The sequence below is a fragment of the Knoellia sp. AC549 genome (genome assembly GCF_979258975.1).
This window is the reverse complement of record NZ_OZ409890.1, coordinates 2,677,660-2,698,865: the sequence shown is the minus strand read 5'-3', so window position 1 is coordinate 2,698,865 and position 21,206 is coordinate 2,677,660. Positions and strand designations below refer to the sequence as shown.

At 69.7% G+C, this 21,206-nt stretch carries 16 protein-coding genes; 8 read left to right on the top strand and 8 right to left on the bottom strand.

Annotated elements, in window-relative coordinates; genetic code table 11:
• Nucleotides 1-158: 158 nt before the first annotated feature.
• Nucleotides 159-971 carry an O-antigen ligase family protein gene (locus ACZZ98_RS13155; protein ID WP_463516662.1) on the top strand — a complete coding sequence of 271 codons (813 nt, stop codon included), beginning with the start codon at nucleotides 159-161 and terminating at the stop codon, nucleotides 969-971.
• Here the strand turns inward: ACZZ98_RS13155 and ACZZ98_RS13150 are convergent.
• On the bottom strand, nucleotides 933-3,467 hold the full coding sequence (locus tag ACZZ98_RS13150) for a DUF4838 domain-containing protein (protein ID WP_463516661.1): 2,535 nt from the start codon (nucleotides 3,465-3,467) through the stop codon (nucleotides 933-935). The genes ACZZ98_RS13155 and ACZZ98_RS13150 overlap by 39 nt on opposite strands.
• On the bottom strand, nucleotides 3,451-5,592 hold the full coding sequence (locus tag ACZZ98_RS13145; RefSeq protein ID WP_463516660.1) for a bi-domain-containing oxidoreductase: 2,142 nt from the start codon (nucleotides 5,590-5,592) through the stop codon (nucleotides 3,451-3,453). Before ACZZ98_RS13145 ends, ACZZ98_RS13150 begins: the two co-directional genes overlap by 17 nt.
• 137 nt (nucleotides 5,593-5,729) lie before the next feature.
• Here ACZZ98_RS13145 and wecC point away from each other — a divergent pair, with 137 nt between their 5' ends.
• Entirely contained in the window at nucleotides 5,730-6,974 is a 1,245-nt protein-coding gene (wecC, locus tag ACZZ98_RS13140; RefSeq protein ID WP_463516659.1) for a UDP-N-acetyl-D-mannosamine dehydrogenase, read from the top strand.
• 16 nt (nucleotides 6,975-6,990) lie between these two features.
• Here the strand turns inward: wecC and wecB are convergent, their stop codons facing one another.
• Together wecB and ACZZ98_RS13130 are read right to left on the bottom strand one after the other, a co-directional pair.
• Nucleotides 6,991-8,139: a non-hydrolyzing UDP-N-acetylglucosamine 2-epimerase gene (gene wecB / locus ACZZ98_RS13135; protein ID WP_463516658.1), complete on the bottom strand. Its 1,149-nt coding sequence runs from the start codon at nucleotides 8,137-8,139 to the stop codon at nucleotides 6,991-6,993.
• Between the two features lie 92 nt (nucleotides 8,140-8,231).
• Nucleotides 8,232-9,398 carry a nucleotide sugar dehydrogenase gene (locus tag ACZZ98_RS13130; RefSeq protein WP_463516657.1) on the bottom strand — a complete coding sequence of 389 codons (1,167 nt, stop codon included), beginning with the start codon at nucleotides 9,396-9,398 and terminating at the stop codon, nucleotides 8,232-8,234.
• A gap of 61 nt (nucleotides 9,399-9,459) precedes the next feature.
• Between ACZZ98_RS13130 and aqpZ the strand changes: the two genes are divergently transcribed.
• The 4 genes from aqpZ (at nucleotide 9,460) to ACZZ98_RS13110 (ending at nucleotide 14,831) form a co-directional block, all read left to right on the top strand.
• Entirely contained in the window at nucleotides 9,460-10,293 is an 834-nt protein-coding gene (aqpZ, locus tag ACZZ98_RS13125) for an aquaporin Z (protein ID WP_463516656.1), read from the top strand.
• Between the two features lie 19 nt (nucleotides 10,294-10,312).
• Nucleotides 10,313-12,523: an NADP-dependent isocitrate dehydrogenase gene (locus tag ACZZ98_RS13120; protein WP_463516655.1), complete on the top strand. Its 2,211-nt coding sequence runs from the start codon at nucleotides 10,313-10,315 to the stop codon at nucleotides 12,521-12,523.
• A 126-nt stretch (nucleotides 12,524-12,649) separates the two neighbouring features.
• A complete protein-coding gene (locus tag ACZZ98_RS13115) occupies nucleotides 12,650-14,410 on the top strand; it encodes a hypothetical protein (RefSeq protein ID WP_463516654.1) in 1,761 nt (586 codons plus the stop codon).
• A 10-nt stretch (nucleotides 14,411-14,420) separates the two neighbouring features.
• Nucleotides 14,421-14,831, top strand: a complete 411-nt coding sequence (locus ACZZ98_RS13110; RefSeq protein ID WP_463516653.1) for a nitroreductase family deazaflavin-dependent oxidoreductase — start codon at nucleotides 14,421-14,423, stop codon at nucleotides 14,829-14,831.
• A 20-nt stretch (nucleotides 14,832-14,851) separates the two neighbouring features.
• Here the strand turns inward: ACZZ98_RS13110 and ACZZ98_RS13105 are convergent, their stop codons facing one another.
• Together ACZZ98_RS13105 and galE are read right to left on the bottom strand one after the other, a co-directional pair.
• Complete coding sequence (locus ACZZ98_RS13105; RefSeq protein WP_463516652.1) at nucleotides 14,852-15,304, bottom strand: GNAT family N-acetyltransferase; 453 nt, start codon at nucleotides 15,302-15,304, stop codon at nucleotides 14,852-14,854.
• Complete coding sequence (gene galE / locus ACZZ98_RS13100; RefSeq protein ID WP_463516651.1) at nucleotides 15,301-16,314, bottom strand: UDP-glucose 4-epimerase GalE; 1,014 nt, start codon at nucleotides 16,312-16,314, stop codon at nucleotides 15,301-15,303. Before galE ends, ACZZ98_RS13105 begins: the two co-directional genes overlap by 4 nt.
• Nucleotides 16,315-16,398: 84 nt before the next feature.
• Here galE and ACZZ98_RS13095 point away from each other — a divergent pair, with 84 nt between their 5' ends.
• Complete coding sequence (locus ACZZ98_RS13095) at nucleotides 16,399-17,388, top strand: malate dehydrogenase (protein ID WP_463516650.1); 990 nt, start codon at nucleotides 16,399-16,401, stop codon at nucleotides 17,386-17,388.
• A 201-nt stretch (nucleotides 17,389-17,589) separates the two neighbouring features.
• Nucleotides 17,590-19,056 (top strand): S8 family peptidase, encoded by a 1,467-nt coding sequence (locus ACZZ98_RS13090; protein WP_463516649.1) that lies wholly within the window; start codon nucleotides 17,590-17,592, stop codon nucleotides 19,054-19,056.
• Nucleotides 19,057-19,173: 117 nt separating this feature from the next.
• Here ACZZ98_RS13090 and ACZZ98_RS13085 read toward each other — a convergent pair whose 3' ends face one another.
• Both ACZZ98_RS13085 and ACZZ98_RS13080 read right to left on the bottom strand, forming a co-directional pair.
• A complete protein-coding gene (locus tag ACZZ98_RS13085) occupies nucleotides 19,174-20,301 on the bottom strand; it encodes a calcium:cation antiporter (RefSeq protein ID WP_463516648.1) in 1,128 nt (375 codons plus the stop codon).
• The gene (locus ACZZ98_RS13080) at nucleotides 20,301-21,191 is read right to left on the bottom strand and encodes a bifunctional methylenetetrahydrofolate dehydrogenase/methenyltetrahydrofolate cyclohydrolase (RefSeq protein WP_463516647.1); all 891 of its coding nucleotides are present in this window, start codon (nucleotides 21,189-21,191) and stop codon (nucleotides 20,301-20,303) included. The genes ACZZ98_RS13085 and ACZZ98_RS13080 overlap by 1 nt, the downstream gene beginning before the upstream one ends.
• Between the last annotated feature and the right edge of the window lie 15 nt (nucleotides 21,192-21,206).

Below are 21,206 nucleotides of genomic sequence, written 5' to 3'. Positions count from 1 at the left end.
GGCCTCGGAGTACGCCAGCGCCAAGCTCACCACCCTGCTCACGGCCACCCTCGTGACAGCCCTCGCTGCGTGCCTCCTGCGCGACGAGCAGGAGGTCTCGACGTTCGCGAAGCTTCTGGGTCGGGGGCGCCGTCCTCCTGGCCCTGGCTGTCATCGTCATGGGCATCGGCGGGGTGGGGCGCACCTACATCCTCGGCATCAACCCGATCTGGCTCGCCCGAGTCCCGGCCTCCGCGCTGGTCATCACCGTCTGGGCGCGAGTCACGGGCCGGATCGCCACACCACCTGCCCTGGCCATCTCGGGGATCCTCCTGCTGTCGGTCATCATCACCGGCTCCAAGGGCCCGCTCCTCGCCGCCGTGGCCGCGTCGTTCGCCCTCGCCCTGGCCATCTCCGGTCTCACCGTGGCCCGACTGAGTGCCAGCATCGCCGTTCTGTCCGGGATGTACTTCGGGCTCACCCACGGACCACTGGCCCGCACGAGGATCGGCAGGTTCGCCTCGGACCCCCTGGCGGTCCAGGACGTGGCCCGTGAGGCGGCCCTCTCGAGGTCCTGGCTCATCTTCCAGGACCGGCCACTGTTCGGCGTCGGCTTCGGCAACTGGGGCGCGGAGGCGGGACTGCGGTCGCGGCTCTACCCGCACAACGTCTGGATCGAGCTGGTGACCGAGCTGGGGATCATCCTGGGCGTGGCAATATCGCTCTGGTTCGTGGTGATCGCGGTGCGCCTGTGGCGGCGATCCCGGACCGACCAGGTCTGCGCTCTCGTCCTCGGCCTCCTCCTGTGCGAGATGGTCAACTCCTCCGTGAGCGGCGACCTCAACGCGCGCTCCCTGTGGTGCTACTCGTTCCTGGGGCTGTGGGTCTCGAGCGGGTTCTTCGGGGTGAGCAAGGCACGCCACGCTCTTGGGGCCACGAGCAGGTCCACGCGCCTAGCCCGATCCGTCCATCCGGATCTCCAGACCCGTTAGCAGGACGACGACCTCGGCAGGGACGTCGGCCAGCTGCAGCAGCACTTCGACCGTGTCTCCCGCCACCTCGGCCGGGTCACCGAGGTTCTCGACCAGGTTGAGGCCGACGGACGCGGCCGTCGTGAGGTCCAGCCCGCGCTGCCGCTGGCGCGCGATGGTGACCTTGCTGCTGCGAGAGTCGAGCAGGCTCACTCTGAGCGTCAACCGGCCGGACGAGGCGGCGGCACCCAGTCTCTCCGTCCTGGCCGCTGCGCGCACAGCGAAGACGGTCGCAGCGCCACGATCAACGCGTTGGCGCCACGAGGCGCTGCTCACGTTGGACACCTGGATCCCTGCCCCGGTCGAGAGGACCTGGGCAGGCCCAACGATCCCTCTCGACGTCGCAGGGCCCAGGCCAGCCGTCGTGAGAGCGCCAGCCTGAGTCCGGTCGGGACGCCCCGCCATGAGCAGGTCGACGACACGGGCGGTGACTGATGACGGCGACGCGAGTCGGGCCTTCAGCAGCGTCGCGACGAGATCGGGCTCGGCGTCGCCCTGCTCAGCGATCCGGTCCAGGATGTTCCACCAGAGGTCGCCGTTCACTCCCGACCAGGCCAGCTCTCTCCGCAGTCCGGCCGAGATCACACCAGCCTCCAGCATGGCCTCGGCGGCCGCGGACCGTTCCTTGACCTGACGTGTCCGGGCGTCCGTCGTCTGCACGAGCGCAGCGACCTGCGCCTGCGCCTGAGTGCTGTTCCTCGGGGGTGCGTAGGGGCGCGGGTAGCTCTGGACGGATGCCTGGTAGTACTCCAGGCTCGTACGAAGTCGCCGGACCCTCTCGATCTGCGGCTGCGTCACCGCAGCCTTCGCGGCCGCGTCGAAGAGCCGCGCCGCGCCCGCCACCCTGGCCGGCGACACGGCCTCGAGGTAGGCCGCGTCCCGGGGCAGGAAGAACTCGCGATCGCGACCAAGGGTGAACCACTCGGTCGTGGGCACATCGTTCGCCCAGATGTCGCGCCAGGTGTCGAAGTACTCGAGAAGGGCGTTCGCCCCTTCCGCGCCCACCGTCCCCTCGCACCACTCGCGCTCGAGCGTGCGGACGTCCTGGCGTGGATTCCACATGAGTTTGGCCATGACCCACGGCTTGGGTCCCTCGCCCCAGTCCGGGTACAGCTCGGCGTGGATGTACCTCGCACCGGCCCCGAGTGCGGAGCGGTACCCGCGCGCCGTGGCCTCCAGCGTCATGCGCGGGATGACGTAGGGCTGCCCGTAGGCATAGTCGTACAGGCCCAGCTGGGCCGTCCGGTCGGCCCACCCCCGGAGGACGCGGTCCTGCTCGCGGTCGAGCGCCGCGGAGACTCGCCCGTACTGGTCCCGGCACACGAACGGCACGACCTGCGGCCTCAGAGCGAAGCTCGGCGGATCGAAGACCTCGGCGTAGGCCAGCACGCCGAACGAGCAGTCGCCGAGGTCGGGGCGGAGCTCGAGCACCCGGTCGACGACCGCGTTCACCCAGCGGTAGTAGGCCTCCGACGCACTGGGTCTGTTGACCGAGTTGGGCCTGGGGTCCAGGACGGCGTCCCCGAACCCACCGTTGTCGTTCATCCCCAGGGAGAACGAGCGACGACCGGTCCGGTCGAGATCGTCGATCGCGGCACGTGCGGCCAGCTCCACGGTGCGCGTGCTGGTCACGTCCGGTTGCCACCTGTCGGCTGCAGCGAGACCGCGCGCGGGTGGTGTGCCGGGGGCGTACAGCTCGGGCGCGTAGTCGGGCGAGGAAGGGTCCGCGTAGGTGGACACAGGAAAGATGTTGCCCAGGTTGTGGTGGAACTCGACCGTCCAGTGCAACCGCGCGTGCGCTGCCCAGCGCCGCATCGGATCCTCGTCCGCCGACGTGTCGGATCGCTGGTCGTTGAACAGCGGGCTGAGCATCCGCGAACGGAACACGGGCGCGTCCTCCACAGTGCCCTCCGGGATGGTGAGGTCCGGAGTACGAGGAACGTGCGTGCCCGACGGGCCGGGCATCAACCAGCGGACGCCGGCGAAGCGCTCAAGAAGCTCGTGGACTCCGAACTGGGTGCCCCACGAGGTGCGCGCCGAGATGTCGACCTCGTTCTCACCGACCTCGATCCGGAAGCCGTCACCCGACTCCTCCATCCTGTCCGGGTCGGTGCGGAGAACCACCCGTGAGACCGGGCCGACGTCGGAGGTCCCCGTCTGCTGCTCCGGCCAGACGGGCAGCGACACCCCGGTGGCCAGCTCGACGTGCGACACCAACGTCATGGCCGCCTGCCTCAGCTGTGGGTCTGCCGGGTCGGACAGGACGATCGCCGCCATCGGTGCCCGGCCGCTGACAAGGGGGGCACCTGCTGTCGGCGGCTGCACGGAGTTCGGGCGTCCGGCACCGAGGGCCCACCCCGCGCCGGCACCCCCGGCTGCGAGCGCACCACCGATCAGAGCGCGGCGACCGAGTCCCGCGCCAGGAGTTGACTCCGAGGCGTCAGCCGCCGATGTCATCGACTTCGACAAGCCGCTCCAGCGACACCGTCGAGCCCTCGAGCAGTGACCGAGCTGCCCCCAGCATGAGCGCCGTCGACTCGAGTGAGGCCTGCAGGTCCTTCACGCCGTCCTCGGCACCCGTCACGACGGCACGGAACTTCGCCAGGTTCGCGCTGTGGCCCTTGCCGGCCTCCGCGAGCTTCACGTCCTTGCCGTCGACCACCAGCGAGCGGAAGTCGTCGATGAGAGCCGAGTGCGCGCGGCCCAGGACCTCGAGGCGCTCCTTGCTCGTCGCCCCATGGCCGTTCTCGGCATAGGTGACCGTGCCGATGGACCCATCGGCGTACTCCACGGAGACCACGAGGTTCTCCTGGACGAGGCCCTCGGCGCCGGTGGACCCCAGGCAGGAGACCCGCACGGGGCGTGACTGCGTGATCCAGCTGATGACGTCGACGAAGTGGCAGACCTCACCGAGGAGGCGACCTCCCTGTCGACGGTCCTTGTACCAGTGGCCCTCGGGAAGTCGTCCGGCCGAGACGCGGTAGTTCGCGACGAGCGCGCCGCCCCCCGCCGGGAAGAGCTCGCGCACCCGGGAGACGGCTTCGCTGTGGCGACGGTTGAAGCCGACCCAGAGATGTCCCTGGCTCTCGTCGATCGCCCGCCGGATGTCGGCCAGCTCGTCCTCGGTGAGCGCCAGCGGCTTCTCCACGAACACGCTCTTGCCTGATCGCAGCGCGCGGGTCACCAGCTCGCCGTGGCTGTCGTGGCGACTGAGGATGAAAACGGTGTCGAGGTCCATCTCGAGAAGGTCGTCGACGGACGCGGCAACCGTCGCCACCCCGTGCCGCTCGGCGAAGTGACGGGCGGTGAGCCCTCCCGAGGACGTGATGGCGTCCAGATCGGGCCACCCGGCCTTCTTGAGCGCGGGGATGAACGTGGCCTTGGCGAAGTTGCCCGCGCCGATGAGACCCGCGGAGCCGGCGCCGCCGCCGGCGCGCGTCCGGAGGACGATGCGCTCCGAGGCCGCCGTCGGGTCCAGGTCGTAGGAGAACTGGACCGCGAGCGCGCGGTCGTCCGAACCGATGGTCCGGTAGGCCTCTTCGGCCTGGTCGACTGTGAAGACGTGGGTGACGAGGTCGTCGACCCGGACGCGGCCACTGGCCACAAGGTCGAGGTAGGCCTCGATGTTGCGTGCCTCCGTCCAACGGACGTGGCCGACGGGATAGTCGACCGCAAACTCCTCATAGGACCGCTCGTAGCGTCCGGGTCCGTAGGAGCGGGCGAAGCGAAGATCGATCTCCTTCTCGTAGAAGGGGGTTCGAGCCAGCTGCACGCCCACGTCGCCGACCACGACGATGCGTCCTCGGTCACGGACCCGAGCGCAGGAGGCCATCACCGGGTCCGAGGACGGGGTCGAGGCGGTGACGAGCACCGCGTCGGCTCCACGACCGCGGGTCGCTGCCCGCACTGCCTCGGTGGTGCCGTCACCGTTCTCGACCAGACCCACAGCTCCTGCTGCGACCGCGAGGTCGACCGTCCAGCCACGCAGGTCGACACCGATCACGGACAGGCCGGACGCAAGGGCCAGGCGCACGGTGAGCTGGCCGACGAGTCCCAGACCGACGACGCAGACGGTGCCGCCCGGGCCGACCTCTGCCTGGCGCAGGCCCTGCATCGCGATGGCGGCCACGGCGCCGAACGCGGCGGCCTCGTCGCTCACGCCGTCAGGGATGGGGACGGCGAGCAGGCCCGGAACGACCTGCACCTCGGCGTGTCCAGCCGAGGCGGTGGCGACCCGGGTGCCCGGCGCCAGCGAGGGTGCGGACTCTCCCGCGCTGATCACGACGCCGGCCGCGCTGTAGCCGAGGGGCATGTCCTCGTCGAGGCGGCTGCGCACCGCGTTCATCGTGGACATCACCCCCTCGGTGCGAGCCTTCTTGAGCACCTGCTTCACGAGGTCGGGGCGGGCCTTGGCCTTCTGGAGCAGGCTGGCGGAGGCCAGCTGCCGCACTGCCTTCTCGGTGCCCGACGAGAGCAAGGAGCGGCGGGTGGCCACCAGGACGTCCGTGGGAGAGGGAGTGGGGTTCGGCACCTCCACGACACGAAGCGCTCCATCGCCGACGGCCTGGACAACCTGCTTCATGGAATCGAGTTCCTCACTGGGGACGGAGCGGTGCGCCTTGCGACGCGGCACATCGTATCCGTCCCGGGGTGCCGCTCCCGAACCCTCCCACCGCCGGATAGCCTCGACCCGGCACTCACACCCGTTCCGGAGGAACCATGCAAAACCTGACCGTTGCAGTCATCGGCCTTGGCTACATCGGGCTACCCACGAGTGCCGCTCTGGCGACCGTCGGAGTCCGCGTCAAGGGCGTCGACGTCAACGAGCACTATGTGTCCGAGGTCAACGCGGGGCGCGTCCCGATCGTGGAGCCGGACCTCGACACCGCCGTCGCCGGAGCGGTCGCGCGCGGCCGGCTCAGTGCCTCCACGGAGGTCGAGGAGGCCGATGCGTTCCTCATCGCCGTGCCCACACCCTTCCAGGACGACCACCGGCCGGACGTGAGCTACGTCCGCGCTGCGGTCGAGGCGATCGCCCCCAAGGTCAAGACGGGCGACATCGTGATCCTCGAGTCGACGTCGCCGCCCGGCACCACGCGCGCGATCAGCGAGTGGTTGGCCGAGCTGCGTCCTGACCTGCGCTTCCCCCATGACAACCCCACGCCTGACGTGCATGTCGCGCACTGCCCCGAACGCGTCCTGCCCGGCCGCATCATGATCGAGATGGTGACCAACGACCGCGTCGTCGGAGGCCTCACCCCGGCCTGCGCCGAACGTGCTGCCTCCATCTACCGGCTGTTCTGCGAGGGCGAGATCGTCCTGACCGACGCCACGAGTGCCGAGATGGCCAAGCTCACCGAGAACTCCTTCCGGGACGTCAACATCGCGTTCGCCAACGAGCTGGCCAACGTCTGCGACCACATCGGCGTCGACGTCTGGGAGGTCATCCGCCTGGCCAACCACCACCCGCGCGTCAACGTCCTGAACCCCGGGCCCGGGGTCGGCGGTCACTGCATCGCCGTGGACCCGTGGTTCATCGTCGCCGCCGCACCGGAGCAGGCGCAGCTGATCCGACGAGCACGCGAGACCAACGACAGCCGTCCTGACCAGATCGTGGACCAGGTGGGGGCCCTCGTCGAGGGGACCTCGCCGACCATCGCCTGCCTGGGCCTGGCCTTCAAGGCCAACATCGACGACCTCCGCGAGAGCCCTGCCCTCGACATCACCGAGCGGCTGGCCAAGGCCTACCCGGACGGGCGCATCCTCGCCGTCGAGCCCCACGTCACCGAGCTTCCCCTGAGCCTCGCCGACTTGGCGAACGTCACGCTCTCCGATCTCAGGTCAGCCATCGACCTCGCTGACGTCACGGTCCTGCTCGTGGACCACGCCGTCTTCCGAGACGTCGACCGGGCCACGATGGCCGGCAGGAAGACCGTCGACACGCGCGGCTTCTGGAGGTCGTGAACCGACGAGGGGAGACTCAGCCGGCCGGGCTGAACTCCGGCAGCCGAGCGCCCAGGCCGAACAGCTGCTCGATCGCCGCCACGCCGCGCTCGGCTGCCCGTCCGTCCCCATAGGGGTTGACGGCGTTCGACATCGTGGTCCAGGCGGCCTCGTCCTCGAGCAGCTCGAGGGTGGCATCGCGCACTGCCAGCCGGTCGGTGCCCACGAGGCGAACCGTCCCGGCGTCGACGGCCTCCGGCCGCTCGGTCGTGTCGCGCATGACGAGCACCGGCTTGCCGAGGCTGGGGGCCTCCTCCTGAACGCCCCCCGAGTCGGTCAGGACGACCTTGGCCGCCTTGAGCGCGTGCGCGAACTCGTGGTAGCTCAGCGGTGCGGTGAGCAGCACATTGTCCAGACCCGCCAGCGCACTCTCCACCACGTCGCGGACCAGCGGGTTGCGGTGCATCGGGAGGAGCACCCTGACCTCGGGATGGCGCTGCGCCACCTCTGCGACTGCCGACATGGTGGCCGCCATGGGGGCACCCCAGGACTCGCGGCGGTGCGTGGTCACCAGGAGGATCGGGTCCCCCGCCCCCAGGAGCTCGGGCACCCGCGGGTCGTCGAACGTGGGCTCGACAGTGGTCGAGGTCAGGAGCGCATCGATCACCGTGTTGCCTGTGACAGTGATGGTCGACGGGTCGATGCCCTCACGCTCGAGGTTGCCTCGGGAGGTTGCCGTCGGCGCCAGGTGCAGCGCCGTGAGCGGGGCCGTGAGGCGCCTGTTCACCTCCTCCGGGAAGGGGGAGTAGATGTTGCCGGTCCGAAGGCCCGCCTCGAGGTGGACCACCGGAACCTTGTGGTAGAGCGCAGCCAGTGCGCCGGTGAAGGCGCTCGTGGTGTCACCCTGGACGACCACCGCGTCGGGCATCGTCTCCTCGATGAGCCGCGAGGTCGCCGTCAGCGTGTTGGTGGTGATCTCGGTCAGCGAGGCACCGGGTCGCATGAGGTCGAGGTCGTGGAGCGGGGTGATGCCGAACAGCGAGTTGACCTGGTCGAGCATCTCGCGGTGCTGGCCGGTGACGGCCACGATCGCCTCGAGGGTCTCGCTGGCCTCCAGAGCCTTCACCAGCGGCGCCATCTTGATGGCCTCCGGACGGGTGCCGTAGATGGTCATGATGCGCTTCACGGTGCGGCGTCTCCTCGGATGGTGCGTGGACTGCGACAAGTGTCGGGCACGGGCTCCCGGATCCGGCAATCCCCAGGTCCGCCGGAGGTGGGTCAGTCACGTCCGAAGAGGTCACGGGTGTAGACCTTGTCGACCACGTCGTCGAGCGAGTCGCTCACCCGGTTGGCCACGATGACGTCGGACCGGCGCTTGAACTCGTCGAGGTCCCGGATGACCTCGGAGTGGTAGAACCGGTCCTCGTCGAGCGCGGGCTCGTAGAGGACGACCTCGATGCCCTTGGCCTTGATCCGCTTCATGATCCCCTGGATGCTCGACACCCGGAAGTTGTCGGACCCGGCCTTCATGATGAGGCGGTACATGCCGACCACCTTGGGCCGGCGGCGCAGGATGTCGGTGGCGATGAAGTCCTTGCGCGTCGTGTTGGAGTCGACGATCGCACGGATGAGGTTCTGCGGGACGTCGCTGTAGTTCGCGAGGAGCTGCCTGGTGTCCTTGGGCAGGCAGTACCCGCCGTAGCCGAACGACGGGTTGTTGTAGTGCGAGCCGATCCGCGGGTCCAACCCGACCCCGTCGATGATCGAACGGGTGTCGAGACCGTGCGACACGGCATACGTGTCCAGCTCGTTGAAGTAGGCGACGCGCATCGCGAGGAAGGTGTTGGCGAACAGCTTGATCGCCTCGGCCTCGGTCGGGTTCGTGTGGAGCAGGGGCACGTCGGCGTCCAGCGCCCCTTCGACGAGCAGCTCCCCGAAGCGGTGCGCCGCCTCGCTGTGCCCGCCGACGACGACCCGGCTCGGGTGCAGGTTGTCGTGCAGGGCGCGACCCTCCCGCAGGAACTCCGGCGAGAAGACGACGTCGAGACCCGGGTGAGCGGACCGCATACGTTCGGTGAACCCCACCGGCACCGTCGACTTCACGACGACGGTCGCCTCGGGCGCCAGCGTCGCCACCGACGCGATGACCGACTCGACGGACGAGGTGTCGAAGAAGTCCCGGACGGGGTCGTAGTCGGTCGGGGTCGCGACGATGACGAAGTCCGAACCGGGCAGCGCGGTCGCGGCCTCCGTGGTGGCGGTGAGCGACAGGTCGTGGTGGGCGAGGTAGTCCTCGAGCTCCGGGTCCACGAGCGGTGACTCGCGCCGGTTGACCTGTGCGACGCGCTCGGCATTGAGGTCCACGGCGACGACCTCGTGGCGTTGTGCAAGGACGACGGCGTTGGAGAGTCCGACGTATCCGAGGCCGACCACGGAGATCTTCACGCCGGTCACGCTACCCGTCGACTGTGTCGCATCACGCACCACGCCCGGGCGGTGGGCCACAATGGGCGCCATGCAGACCCATGCGATGTCCAAGCGCCTCACTGCGGAGTTCGTCGGCACCTTCTGGCTCGTCTTCGGAGGGTGCGGGTCAGCGATCTTCGCGGCCGGCTTCCTGTCCACGCCGACCCTCGGCGCCGGGGCGCCGGTCCACCTGGGCATTGGGTTCCTCGGTGTCGCCCTCGCCTTCGGGCTCACGGTCGTGACCATGGCGTATGCCGTGGGGCACGTCTCCGGTGCTCACTTCAACCCCGCGGTGACGCTGGGTGTGACCATCGCCAAGCGCTTCGAGTGGAAGGACGTGCCCGGCTACGTCGGGGCACAGGTCCTGGGTGGCCTCGCAGCGGGTGGCGCCCTGTGGGCCATCGCGCGGGGCCGAGACGTCTTCGACGCCACCGGCAACATGGCCGCCAACGGCTTCGCCGAGCACTCGCCGGGCGGCTACTCGCTCATGGCGGTCCTGTGCGCCGAGATCCTGCTGACGATGTTCTTCGTCTACGTCATCCTCGGCGTGACCCACGAGAGCGCTCCCACGGGCTTCGCACCACTGGCGATCGGCCTGTGCCTCACACTCATCCACCTCATCTCCATCCCGATCTCCAACACCTCGGTCAACCCGGCGCGATCGACCGCCGTCGCCTTCTTCAACGGCAACGGGGCGCCGGGGCAGCTGTGGCTGTTCTGGGTCGCGCCCCTCATCGGCGCCGCCATCGCCGGTGCGACGTTCCACCTCATCACCGGGGTCGACCGTCGTGACCGCGACATCACCGGCGAGGTCGCGCTCGAGGACGTCGTCGTGCCGGACGGGGTCGACCCCGACGCACCGCGCGCTCTCTGACGCCGATAGATTCGGCGCCATGGCGAAGATCATCTACACCCTCACCGACGAGGCACCCCTCCTCGCGACCTACTCCTTCCTCCCGGTGATCGAGGCCTTCGCCTCCACCGCCGGCGTCGACGTGGAGACCCGCGACATCTCGGTCGCCGCACGCATCCTCGCGGCCTTCGCCGACCAGCTCCCGGAGGAGCAGAAGGTCGCGGACGCCCTCGCCGAGCTCGGGGAACTCGCGACGACCCCCGAGGCCAACATCATCAAGCTGCCCAACATCAGCGCCTCCGTGCCGCAGCTCAAGGCCGCGATCAAGGAGCTGCAGGGGCAGGGGTTCGATCTTCCGGCATACAGCGACGAGCCGAGCACCGATGCGCAGAAGGACGCCAACGCCCGCTACGCCAAGGTCATGGGCAGCGCGGTCAACCCGGTTCTGCGCGAGGGCAACTCCGACCGTCGCGCCCCCGCCGCGGTCAAGAACTACGCCAAGGCGCACCCGCACTCCATGGGGGCCTGGAGCGCCGACAGCAGGACCAACGTCGCGACCATGGGTCACGACGACTTCGCCAGCAACGAGAAGTCGGTCGTCCTCCCCGCTGACGACACCCTGACCATCCAGCTCGTCACGGACGCCGGCACCACCGTCCTCAAGGACGGCCTCAAGGTCCTCGAGGGCGAGGTCGTCGACGCGACCGTCATGCGCGCGGCCGCGCTCGACGCGTTCCTCACCGAGCAGATCGCCCGGGCAAAGGCCGACGGGGTCCTCTTCTCCGTGCACCTCAAGGCCACGATGATGAAGGTGTCCGACCCGATCATCTTCGGCCACGTCGTGCGCGCGTTCCTGCCCGAGGTCTTCGCCAAGCACGGCGCCGCGCTCGACGACGCGGGCCTCTCCCCCAACAACGGTCTCGGTGCGATCCTCGACGGTCTGTCGGCACTTGACAACGGCGACGAGATCAAGGCCGACATCGAGGCCGGACTGGCCGCCGGTCCCGAGCTCGCCATGGTCAACTCCGACAAGGGCATCACCAACCTCCACGTCCCGAGCGACGTCATCATCGACGCGTCGATGCCGGCGATGATCCGCACGTCCGGTCACATGTGGGGTCCGAGCGGCGAGGAGGCCGACACGCTGGCCGTGATCCCCGACAGCTCGTATGCCGGGATCTACCAGGTCGTCCTCGACGACTGCCGCGCCAACGGCGCCTTCGACCCGACCACGATGGGCTCGGTCCCCAACGTCGGCCTCATGGCGCAGAAGGCCGAGGAGTACGGCTCGCACGACAAGACCTTCGAGATCTCGCAGGCCGGTCGCGTCGAGGTCGTCAACGCCGCTGGTGACGTCCTCATCGAGCACGACGTCGAGCCCGGCGACATCTGGCGTGCCTGCCAGACCAAGGACGCCCCGATCCGCGACTGGGTCAGGCTCGCCGTGACCCGCGCCCGCGCCTCGCAGACGCCCGCCATCTTCTGGCTCGACGAGAAGCGCGCCCACGACGCCAACCTCATCGCCAAGGTCAACACCTACCTCGCCGAGGAGGACACCGAGGGCCTGGACATCCAGATCCTCAGCCCGGTCGAGGCCACCAAGGTATCCATCGAGCGCATCCGCCGCGGCGAGGACACCATCTCGGTCACCGGCAACGTCCTTCGTGACTACAACACGGACCTCTTTCCCATCCTCGAGCTCGGCACCAGCGCCAAGATGCTCTCGGTCGTGCCGCTCATGAACGGCGGTGGGCTCTTCGAGACCGGCGCCGGTGGCTCCGCGCCCAAGCACGTGCAGCAGCTCGTCCAGGAGAACTACCTCCGCTGGGACAGTCTCGGAGAGTTCATGGCTCTCGCCGAGTCGTTCCGCCACCTCGCGGACTCGACCGACAACGCCAAGGCCCGCGTCCTCGCCGAGACCCTGGACCGCGCCACCGAGACCCTCCTCCAGGAGAACAAGGGCCCGGCACGCAAGGTCGGCCAGATCGACAACCGCGGCAGCCACTTCTACCTCGCGCTCTACTGGGCGCAGGAGCTGGCCAAGCAGACCGACGACGCCGACCTCGCGACTGCGTTCGCGGGTGTCGCCGAGCAGCTGACCAGCCAGGAGCAGCAGATCAACGACGAGCTGCTCGCCGTGCAGGGCTCCCCTGCGGACATCGGTGGCTACTACCGTCCCGACGAGGCGAAGGTCACTGCCGTCATGCGCCCGTCCGCCACCTTCAACGAGGCGCTCGCCAGCCTCCGCTGAGCCAGCTGAGACCTGAGCCGCTGAACCTCCGATCTCGACACCCTCGTGAGTGAGCTCACGGCACCGCGTGGCGCCGATGCAGGACGGTCACCTGTCGCACCGTGGCTCGGTCCTGCGTTGGCAGGGATGGTGGCAGTCGCCAGCGTGGTGTGGTCGCTCCCCCGTGGCCTGGACGGCACGGACGAGGGCTACTACCTCAACGAGATCGCCCACCCGTCCGACAGCTCTGCCACGGCCCTGCTCTTCGGCTGGTTCTGGCACCCGTTGTATGCCGCGGTGGGCGAGTCCGTGGTCGGTCTGCGGTTCATCGGGATGGCCCTCGTCAGTGCAGCCACTGTCGCACTGACCCTCGGGCTGCTGCGCCTGGTCTCGACGCGTGACGTGCCAGCGCCAGGATCGGAAGCACCGTCCCGACCTCACCGGTCGGTTCCCGCTGCTGTCGGTCTGTGCCTCATCGCCGTGGGACTCGCGCTCATCCCGCTGTCGGTCCTGCCACTCACTCCCTCCTACAACACGCTCGCGCTGCTCGCGCTGCTGTGCACCGCAGTGGGATGCAGGTACGCCTGGGTGGGGGAACGGATCCTTCTCGGTGGCGCCATCATCGGGCTGGGGGGGTTCCTGGCCGTGATGGCGAAGCCGACGACGGCCCTGGTCCTCGGCACCGTCGTCCTGGTCCTGACGCCCTGGTCCCGACGGCTGCTCCCCGGTGTCGGGGCGGCCGCCGGCGTGCTCCTGCTCCTCGGCACGATCCTGGTGGCGGCGTTCCCGGGCCACCTGCCCACGCTCGTGACCGTGGTCGAGCGTGGCGTCGAGGCCACCGTCGGTCACCCCCACCTGGTGCGGTTCGACCGGTTCAGGGTGGATCGGGTGATGCTGCTCTCTGCCCTGACGGCAGGAGTCCTGGGGGCCCTCGCCGGACTCGTCGCGGGGCGCAGCGGAGCTGCACGGTCGCGGAGGAAGCTGCTGTCGAGGCAGGCAGTGGCCACCTTGTTGGGGCTCGCGGCCGCCCTCCCTGCGGTCATCGCCCTGACCAGGGCGTGGCAGGCCGGCACGACCCGCAGCTTCGACCTCTTCCAGCCACAGGCAACTCTCTACGTCTTCGGACTGGCCCTCGCGCTGGCGGCTCTGACGTCACTGGCCGCCCTGGTGCGGCGGTCGGTCGATCGACCGAGCCCGGTCGAGCTGCGTCTGGCCGCCCTGCTCGCGTGCCTGCCTCTCGCCTACGCGTTCGGCACGAACACCAACCTGTGGAGGTTCTCCGGGCACGTCGTGGTCTTCTGGTTCCTGGCCGTCCTCATCCTCACGCGTGGGTCGGGGTGGCTGGCCACCTCGGCGGCGGGGGTCGCTACCTACGCCGTCGTGATCGCCGGGGTCGGCACCCCTCTGGCTCCCTACCGAAGCGCGCCGATCCTCGACACTGCGGCGACCCAGGTCAGCCGCGACGGCCAGAGCATCGCCCTGCCACCAGCGCAGGCCCGACTCACCGCCGGAGTGCTGGAGGTCGGTCGTCAGCTGAGGGTCTCTCGAGAGACGACGGTGCTCGACCTCACCGGGGAGTCGCCCGGCACGATCTGGGCCTGGGGCGCCCGGCCCCTGGCCCAGGGCTGGGTCATCGGAGGCTATGCCGACAGTGCCACCGCCGCACGCGTTGCCATCACCCCGGTCGCCTGCCGGCTGAGGACGGCCCTCGTGCTCAGGGCCACGGAGGGTTCGCGCCGAGCACTCCCCGATGACGTGCTGGCGCAGTGGGGCGTGCGCGTCCCCGACGACTACCGCGTGGCGGCCGAGTACCTCGTCCCGGCGGACCCGCTCGTTCCGACAGGGTCAGTGCGTGCCGTGCAGGTGCTGATGCCCGTCACCGCCCGCCCGACGGGGTGCGGGGCGTAGCGTCCGACGCATGAGCGATTTCAACGCAGAGGTCATCAGGGAGTTCCGCGAGAACGAGGGCCGGGTCGGCGGGCCGTTCGAGGGGGCGCCGATGATCCTGCTCCATCATCTCGGCGCGAGGACGGGCACCGAGCGGGTCACGCCGCTCATGTACTTCCCGCAGGACGACGGCTCGATGGTCATCGTCGCGTCCAAGGCCGGCGCACCCGACAACCCCGACTGGTTCCACAACGTCAGGGCCAACCCGCGCTTCGACGTGGAGGTCGGCACGGAGACCTTCCCCGTCGAGGCCGAGGTGCTGCCCCGCGAGCAGCGCGACTCCATCTGGCCGAGCATCGTGGAGACGGCGCCCGGCTTCGGGGACTACGAGAAGAAGACCGACCGGGTCATCCCGGTCATCCGCCTGCGCCGCGCTGCCTGACGCGGCTTCCCGGGCACGGGTCAGAGCGACAGCTTCATGCCGACGTGGGACGCGACGAACCCCAGTCGTTCATAGAAGCGGCGCGCGCCCTCTCGACTCGTGTCGGTGGTCAGCTGCACCATGACCGCACCGCGGCGGCGGGCCTCCTCGATCGCCCACTGGAACAGCCCTTCGCCGAGGCCCTGGCCCCGTCGGCTCGAGGCGACGCGCACGGCCTCGATCTGGGCGCGCAGGGCACCGCCGCGAGAGAGGCCCGGCAGCAGGGTGAGCTGCAGCGTCCCGATGACCTCTCCGTCGTCCTCGAGGACGACGAGCTGGTGGGCCGGATCGGCGTCGATCGCCTCGAAGGCCGTCAGGTATGCCGCGTGCTCCCCTTCGCTCTCACGCGTGGCTCCCAGCGGGTCGTCCACGAGCAGCGCGACGATCGCGGGCACGTCGTCACGCGTCGCCCGTCGAACCTGGGCACCCGTCACGGGTAGCCGTCGGGGTTGGCGCTCTGCCACCGCCACGTGTCGACGCACATGTCGTCGACGGTCCGGGTCGCCCTCCAGCTCAGCTCGGCCTCGGCCCTCGTCGGGTCGGCGTAGGACTCGGCGATGTCACCGGGGCGGCGGTCCACGATCTCGTGCGGAAGCTCGCGACCGGCAGCCCGCTCGAACGCATGAAGCATCTCGAGCACGGACGTGCCGCGACCGGTGCCGAGGTTCCAGGTGTTGACGGGACTGTCGGTGGCGCCGAGGCGGTGCAGTGCGGCGACGTGGCCGGCTGCCAGGTCCTCGACGTGGATGTAGTCCCGCACGCCGGTGCCGTCGGGCGTGGGGTAGTCGCCGCCATAGATCGACAGCTTCTCTCGGCGACCGACGGCGACCTGGGCGAGGAAGGGCATGAGGTTGTTGGGGATGCCGCTCGGGTCCTCGCCGATCGTGCCGCTGGGGTGGGCACCGACCGGGTTGAAGTAGCGCAGGAGCGCGATGCGCCAGGTCGGGTCCGCGACGGCCATGTCGCGCAGGACCTGCTCGTTCATGACCTTGGTCCAGCCATAGGGGTTGGTCGCCGAGGTGGGCGCGTCCTCCTGCATCGGCACGGCGGCCTCTGCGCCGTAGACCGTGGCCGAGCTCGAGAAGACGAGCTTGCGGACCCCGTGCCGGTCCATCGCGCGGAGCAGGGACAGCGTGGTGTCGAGGTTGTTCTCGTAGTAGCTGAGCGGCTCGGCCACGCTCTCCCCGACGGCCTTGAAACCGGCGAAGTGGATGACCGCGTCGATCGGGGTGTCGGCGAAGGTCGCCTCGGTCTTGTCACGGTCGGTGAGATCGAAGGACCGCACGTCCAACGGCATACCGGTGAGCGCCTCGACACGACCCACCACCGACGGCTTCGCGTTGGCGAAGGAGTCGACGACGACGACGTCGTGCCCCGCGGCGACGAGCTGGATGACCGTGTGCGAGCCGATGTAGCCCGCACCACCTGAGACGAGAACGCGCATGCCCACACCCTAGAGCCGCCCCGGCGACCCGCGCTGATAGCGTCACGACCGACCACATCTGCCCCGTACGAAGAGGTACCCATCGTGAGCCAGACCCCCGTCAAGGTGGCCGTCACCGGCGCCGCCGGTCAGATCGGCTACAGCCTGCTCTTCCGCATCGCGTCCGGTGCCCTCCTCGGACCCGACACCCCCGTCGAGCTGCGCCTGCTCGAGATCACCCCGGCCCTCAAGGCCCTCGAGGGGGTCGTCATGGAGCTCGACGACTGCGCCTTCCCGACGCTGGCCGGCGTCCAGATCGGCGACGACGCCGAGAAGGTCTTCGACGGCGTCAACCACGCCCTCCTCGTCGGCGCCCGACCCCGCGGTCCGGGCATGGAGCGCGGAGACCTCCTCGAGGCCAACGGCGGCATCTTCGCGCCCCAGGGCAAGGCCCTCAACAAGGTCGCGGCTGACGACGTGCACATCACCGTCACCGGCAACCCGGCCAACACCAACGCCCTCATCGCGATGAGCAACGCGCCCGACATCCCCACCGCGCAGTTCTCGGCCCTGACCCGCCTCGACCACAACCGTGCGATCAGCCAGCTCGCGGCCAAGCTCGGCGTCCCGGTCACCGAGATCAAGAAGATGACGATCTGGGGCAACCACTCCGCGACCCAGTACCCCGACCTCTTCCACGCCGAGGTCTCCGGCCGCAACGCTGCCGAGACCGTGAACGACCAGCAGTGGCTCGCGGACACCTTCATCCCCACGGTCGCCAAGCGCGGCGCGGCGATCATCGAGGCTCGCGGCGCGTCCTCGGCGGCCTCCGCCGCGTCGGCCACCATCGACCACGCCCGCACCTGGGTCGAGGGCACGGCCGAGGGTGACTGGGTCTCGATGGCCGTGCGCTCGGACGGCTCCTACGGCGTCGAGGAGGGGCTCATCAGCTCCTTCCCGGTCACCGTCAAGGACGGCCAGTGGAGCATCGTCCAGGGCCTCGACATCGACGAGTTCTCGCGCGGCAGGATCGACGCCACGGTCGCCGAGCTCGCCGAGGAGCGCGACGCGGTCAAGGAACTGGGCCTGATCTAGCCCCAGCGCGACAGCGCAACCGCTCGCACGCGGCATACTCCGAAGTCCTTTCGGGTATGCCGCGTGCGCACGTTCGTGCCCGGTCCCTCGTGTTCCGGTGAATCGCACAAAAATGTGTGGGAACTATGGACTCCGCCCCCTGGGCGCTGGCAGGGTGCAGCGTGGGATCGCGATGATGCGGTCCACGACCAGGAGGAAAACGTGAACTCGACCTTCATGAAGAAGGCTGCCGTGATCGCCGCGACCGCGACGTGCGCTGTGGCCACGACGGCACTGGCCATCCCGGCCGGCGCTGCCCCGCTCCCCGGACCGACGTCCTTCGTCGTCGCCCAGGGCGGCACCGGCACCGACAAGGCCGTCGCCGCTATCGAGGCCGCAGGCGGCACCGTCGTGCAGGAGTGGCCCCAGATCGGCGTCGTCATCGCCACCGCGAGCGACGACACCTTCGACGACCGGGCCCGCCAGTCGCCCGGCATCATCGCGGCTGGTCCCTCCCGCGCGCTCCAGGCCTACGTGCCGGGCGCGGGCATCGTGCCCGACGGCAAGGTCCAGGGCCTCGGCCCAGGCACGAGCGGTGGCGACGACACCAAGGAGCCGCTCTTCGCCGACCAGTGGCACATGCGCCAGATCGGCGCTGACAAGGCCCACCTCGTCACCGACGGCAACCGCGACATCACCGTCGGTGTGCTCGACTCCGGCATCGAGGCAGACCACCCGGACCTGGCCCCCAACGTCGACGCGTCGCAGTCCGTCGACTGCACCGACCGCGGTGTCCCGAACACCGACCCCGTTGCCTGGCAGCCCACCACGTCGTCGCACGGCACCCACGTCGCCGGCACGATCGGCGCCGCCCGCAACCAGCAGGGTGTCATCGGCGTCGCTCCGAACGTCAAGCTCGCCTCGGTCAAGGTCGTCGAGGACGCCGGCTACATCTACCCGGAGTACGCCATCTGTGGCTTCATCTGGGCAGCCGACAAGGGCATGGAGGTCACCAACAACTCCTACTACATCGACCCCTACGCCCTCTGGTGCAAGGCCAACCTCGACGAGAAGGCCGCGATCCTCGCCGTCGAGCGTGCGCTGAAGTACAGCGAGAAGAAGGACGTCGTCAACGTCGCTGCGGCCGGCAACTCGGCCTGGGACCTCTCCAAGCCGATCCTCGACACGACCAGCCCCAACAACACCCCGACGCCGACGCCGCGCGACACCGACCAGCGCTGCTACGACATGCCCACCGAGGTCGGCAACACCGTGACCACCTCCTCGGTCGGCCCGACGGCCGTGAAGTCGTACTACTCCAACTGGGGCCGGGGCGTCGTCGACGTCGCCGCTCCCGGTGGGGACGCGCGCGTGGCCGCTGACACCCCGTCCAAGAACGGCCGGGTCCTCTCGACCGTCCTGAACGGTCAGTACGGCTACTCGCAGGGCACGTCGATGGCCTCACCGCACGCCGCCGGGGTCGTCGCGCTCATCCGCGGCACCGACACGGGCATGAGTGCCAAGCAGGCGATGAAGACCCTCGAGCGCGAGGCCGACACCTTGTCGTGCCCGACGTTCTACGACGCTGACCGGGACGGTGTCAACGACGCCACCTGTGAGGGCGGCGCGTCCGGCTCCGGCTACTACGGCGCCGGCCTGGTCGACGCACTCGACGCCGTCACCAAGTGAGCACCGAGTGACTGCATGACCGGATGACCGCCTGACCTGTCAGGCACAGGGCCCGTGCCCCCTCCCTGGGGGGTGCGGGCCTGGTCGGTTCCTGGAGGGGGCTGGACCCGCTGCCGCTCAGGGGACGGCGGCGAGGAACAGGTAGGCCGCACAGAGAGTGAGGTGCACGCTCGCCTGGAGGCGGGTGGCCCGTCCCGGCACGACCGTGAGCACCCCCGTGACGATGGTGATGGCCAGCAGGGTGATCTGGGTCGCGTCCAACCCGAGGTGCAGCGGCGTGTCGATCCAGATGGTGGCGATCGCCAGGACCGGGATGGTGAGGCCGATGCTCGCCATGGCGGAGCCGAGGGCCAGGTTGATGCTGGTCTGGATGCGCTCACGCCGGGCGGCGTTGACCGCGGCGAGTGTCTCGGGCAGCAGCACGAGCAGGGCGATGACGACACCGACGAACGAGTGCGGGAGCCCGGCGGCCGCCACGGCCTCCTCGATCGACTTCGACTCGACCTTGGCCAGCCCGACGACGGCGACGAGGGACAGGACCAGGAAGGCGAGCGAGGTCCACGTCTCGGCGTTGGTGGGTGGGGTCGCGTGCTCGTCCTCGGGGATGGGCTTGCCCTTGGCACCGACGGGTAGGAAGAAGTCGCGGTGACGGACGGTCTGGGTGAGGACGAACGCGGCATACAGGCTCAGTGACGCGACGGCCGCGAAGGCGAGCTGGCTCGGCGTGAACGAGGGACCGTCCTCACCCGTGGTCACGGTGGGCAGCACGAGGCAGACCGCAGCAAGGGTCGCGACGGTGGCGAGCGCGCCTCCCGTGCCCTCGGCGTTGAACCGGACGGTGCCGAAGCGCCGTGAGCCCACGAGGAGCGAGAGCCCCAGGATGCCGTTGACCGTGATCATCACGGCGGCAAAGACGGTGTCCCGGGCCAGGGTCGAGGTGCCTTCGCCGCCGCTGAGCATGAGGGTGACGATCAGCGAGACCTCGATGACCGTGACGGCAACGGCCAGCACGAGGGAGCCGAACGGCTCACCCACCCGGTGGGCGACGACCTCGGCGTGGTGGACGGCGGCCAGGACGGCGCCCCCGAGGAGCACCGCGACCATGGCCACCACGATGCCGCTGATGTCGCGACCCCAGGTCAGCGCGAGGGCGACCAGCGCCAGGACGGGGGCGATCGTCGTCCAGTGGAACAGGTGCTTGTGGGTCGCGGTGGTGGGCGTGGTGTCGTTCCACGTCTCAGGCATCAGCCCGCTCCGTGCTCTGCCGAGACGAGCTCCGCGGCCCGCTTCTCGGCGATCGCGACGACGTTGCTGAGGAGCATGGCGCGGGTCATCGGGCCCACTCCCCCGGGATTGGGGCTGACCCAGCCGGCGACCTCGGCGACGTCAGCGGCCACGTCACCGGCGATGACGGAGCGGCCGTCGTCCTCGACGACGCGACTCACGCCGACGTCGAGGACGGCTGCGCCGGGCTTGACCATGTTGGAGGTGATGAGGTTGGGGACCCCGGCCGCGGCGATGACGATGTCCGCGCGGCGCACCTCGGCAGCCAGGTCGACGGTGCCGGTGTGGCACTGGACGACCGTCGCGTTCTCGGAGCGGCGGGTGAGGATGAGGGACAGCGGGCGACCGACGGTGATGCCGCGACCGACGACGACCACGCGCGCGCCGGCGATCGGCACGTCGTGGCGGCGGAGCAGCTCGATGCACCCGACGGGCGTGCACGGCAGCGGGGCCTCCTGGCCCAGCACGAGCCAGCCGAGGTTGGTCGGGTGGAGCCCGTCGACGTCCTTGGTGGGGTCGACGGCCGCGAGGATCTGGTTCTCGTCGAGGCCGGTCGGCTGCTGCACGAGGAAGCCGGTGCAGGCCGGGTCCTCGTTGAGCTCGCGCACGACCGCGAGGACGTCGTCGAGGCTGGAGTCAGCGGGCAGGTCGCGGCGGATGCTCGAGATGCCGATCTCCGCGCAGTCCTTGTGCTTGGCACCCACGTACCAGCGGCTGCCGGGGTCGTCGCCGACGAGAACGGTGCCGAGGCCAGGCGTGATCCCGCGTTCGGCCAGCGCGGCGACACGACCGCGGAGCTCCTCCTTGATCGTCGCGAGGATGGCCTTGCCGTCGAGTGTCTGAGCAGTCACACGTCAATTCTCCCA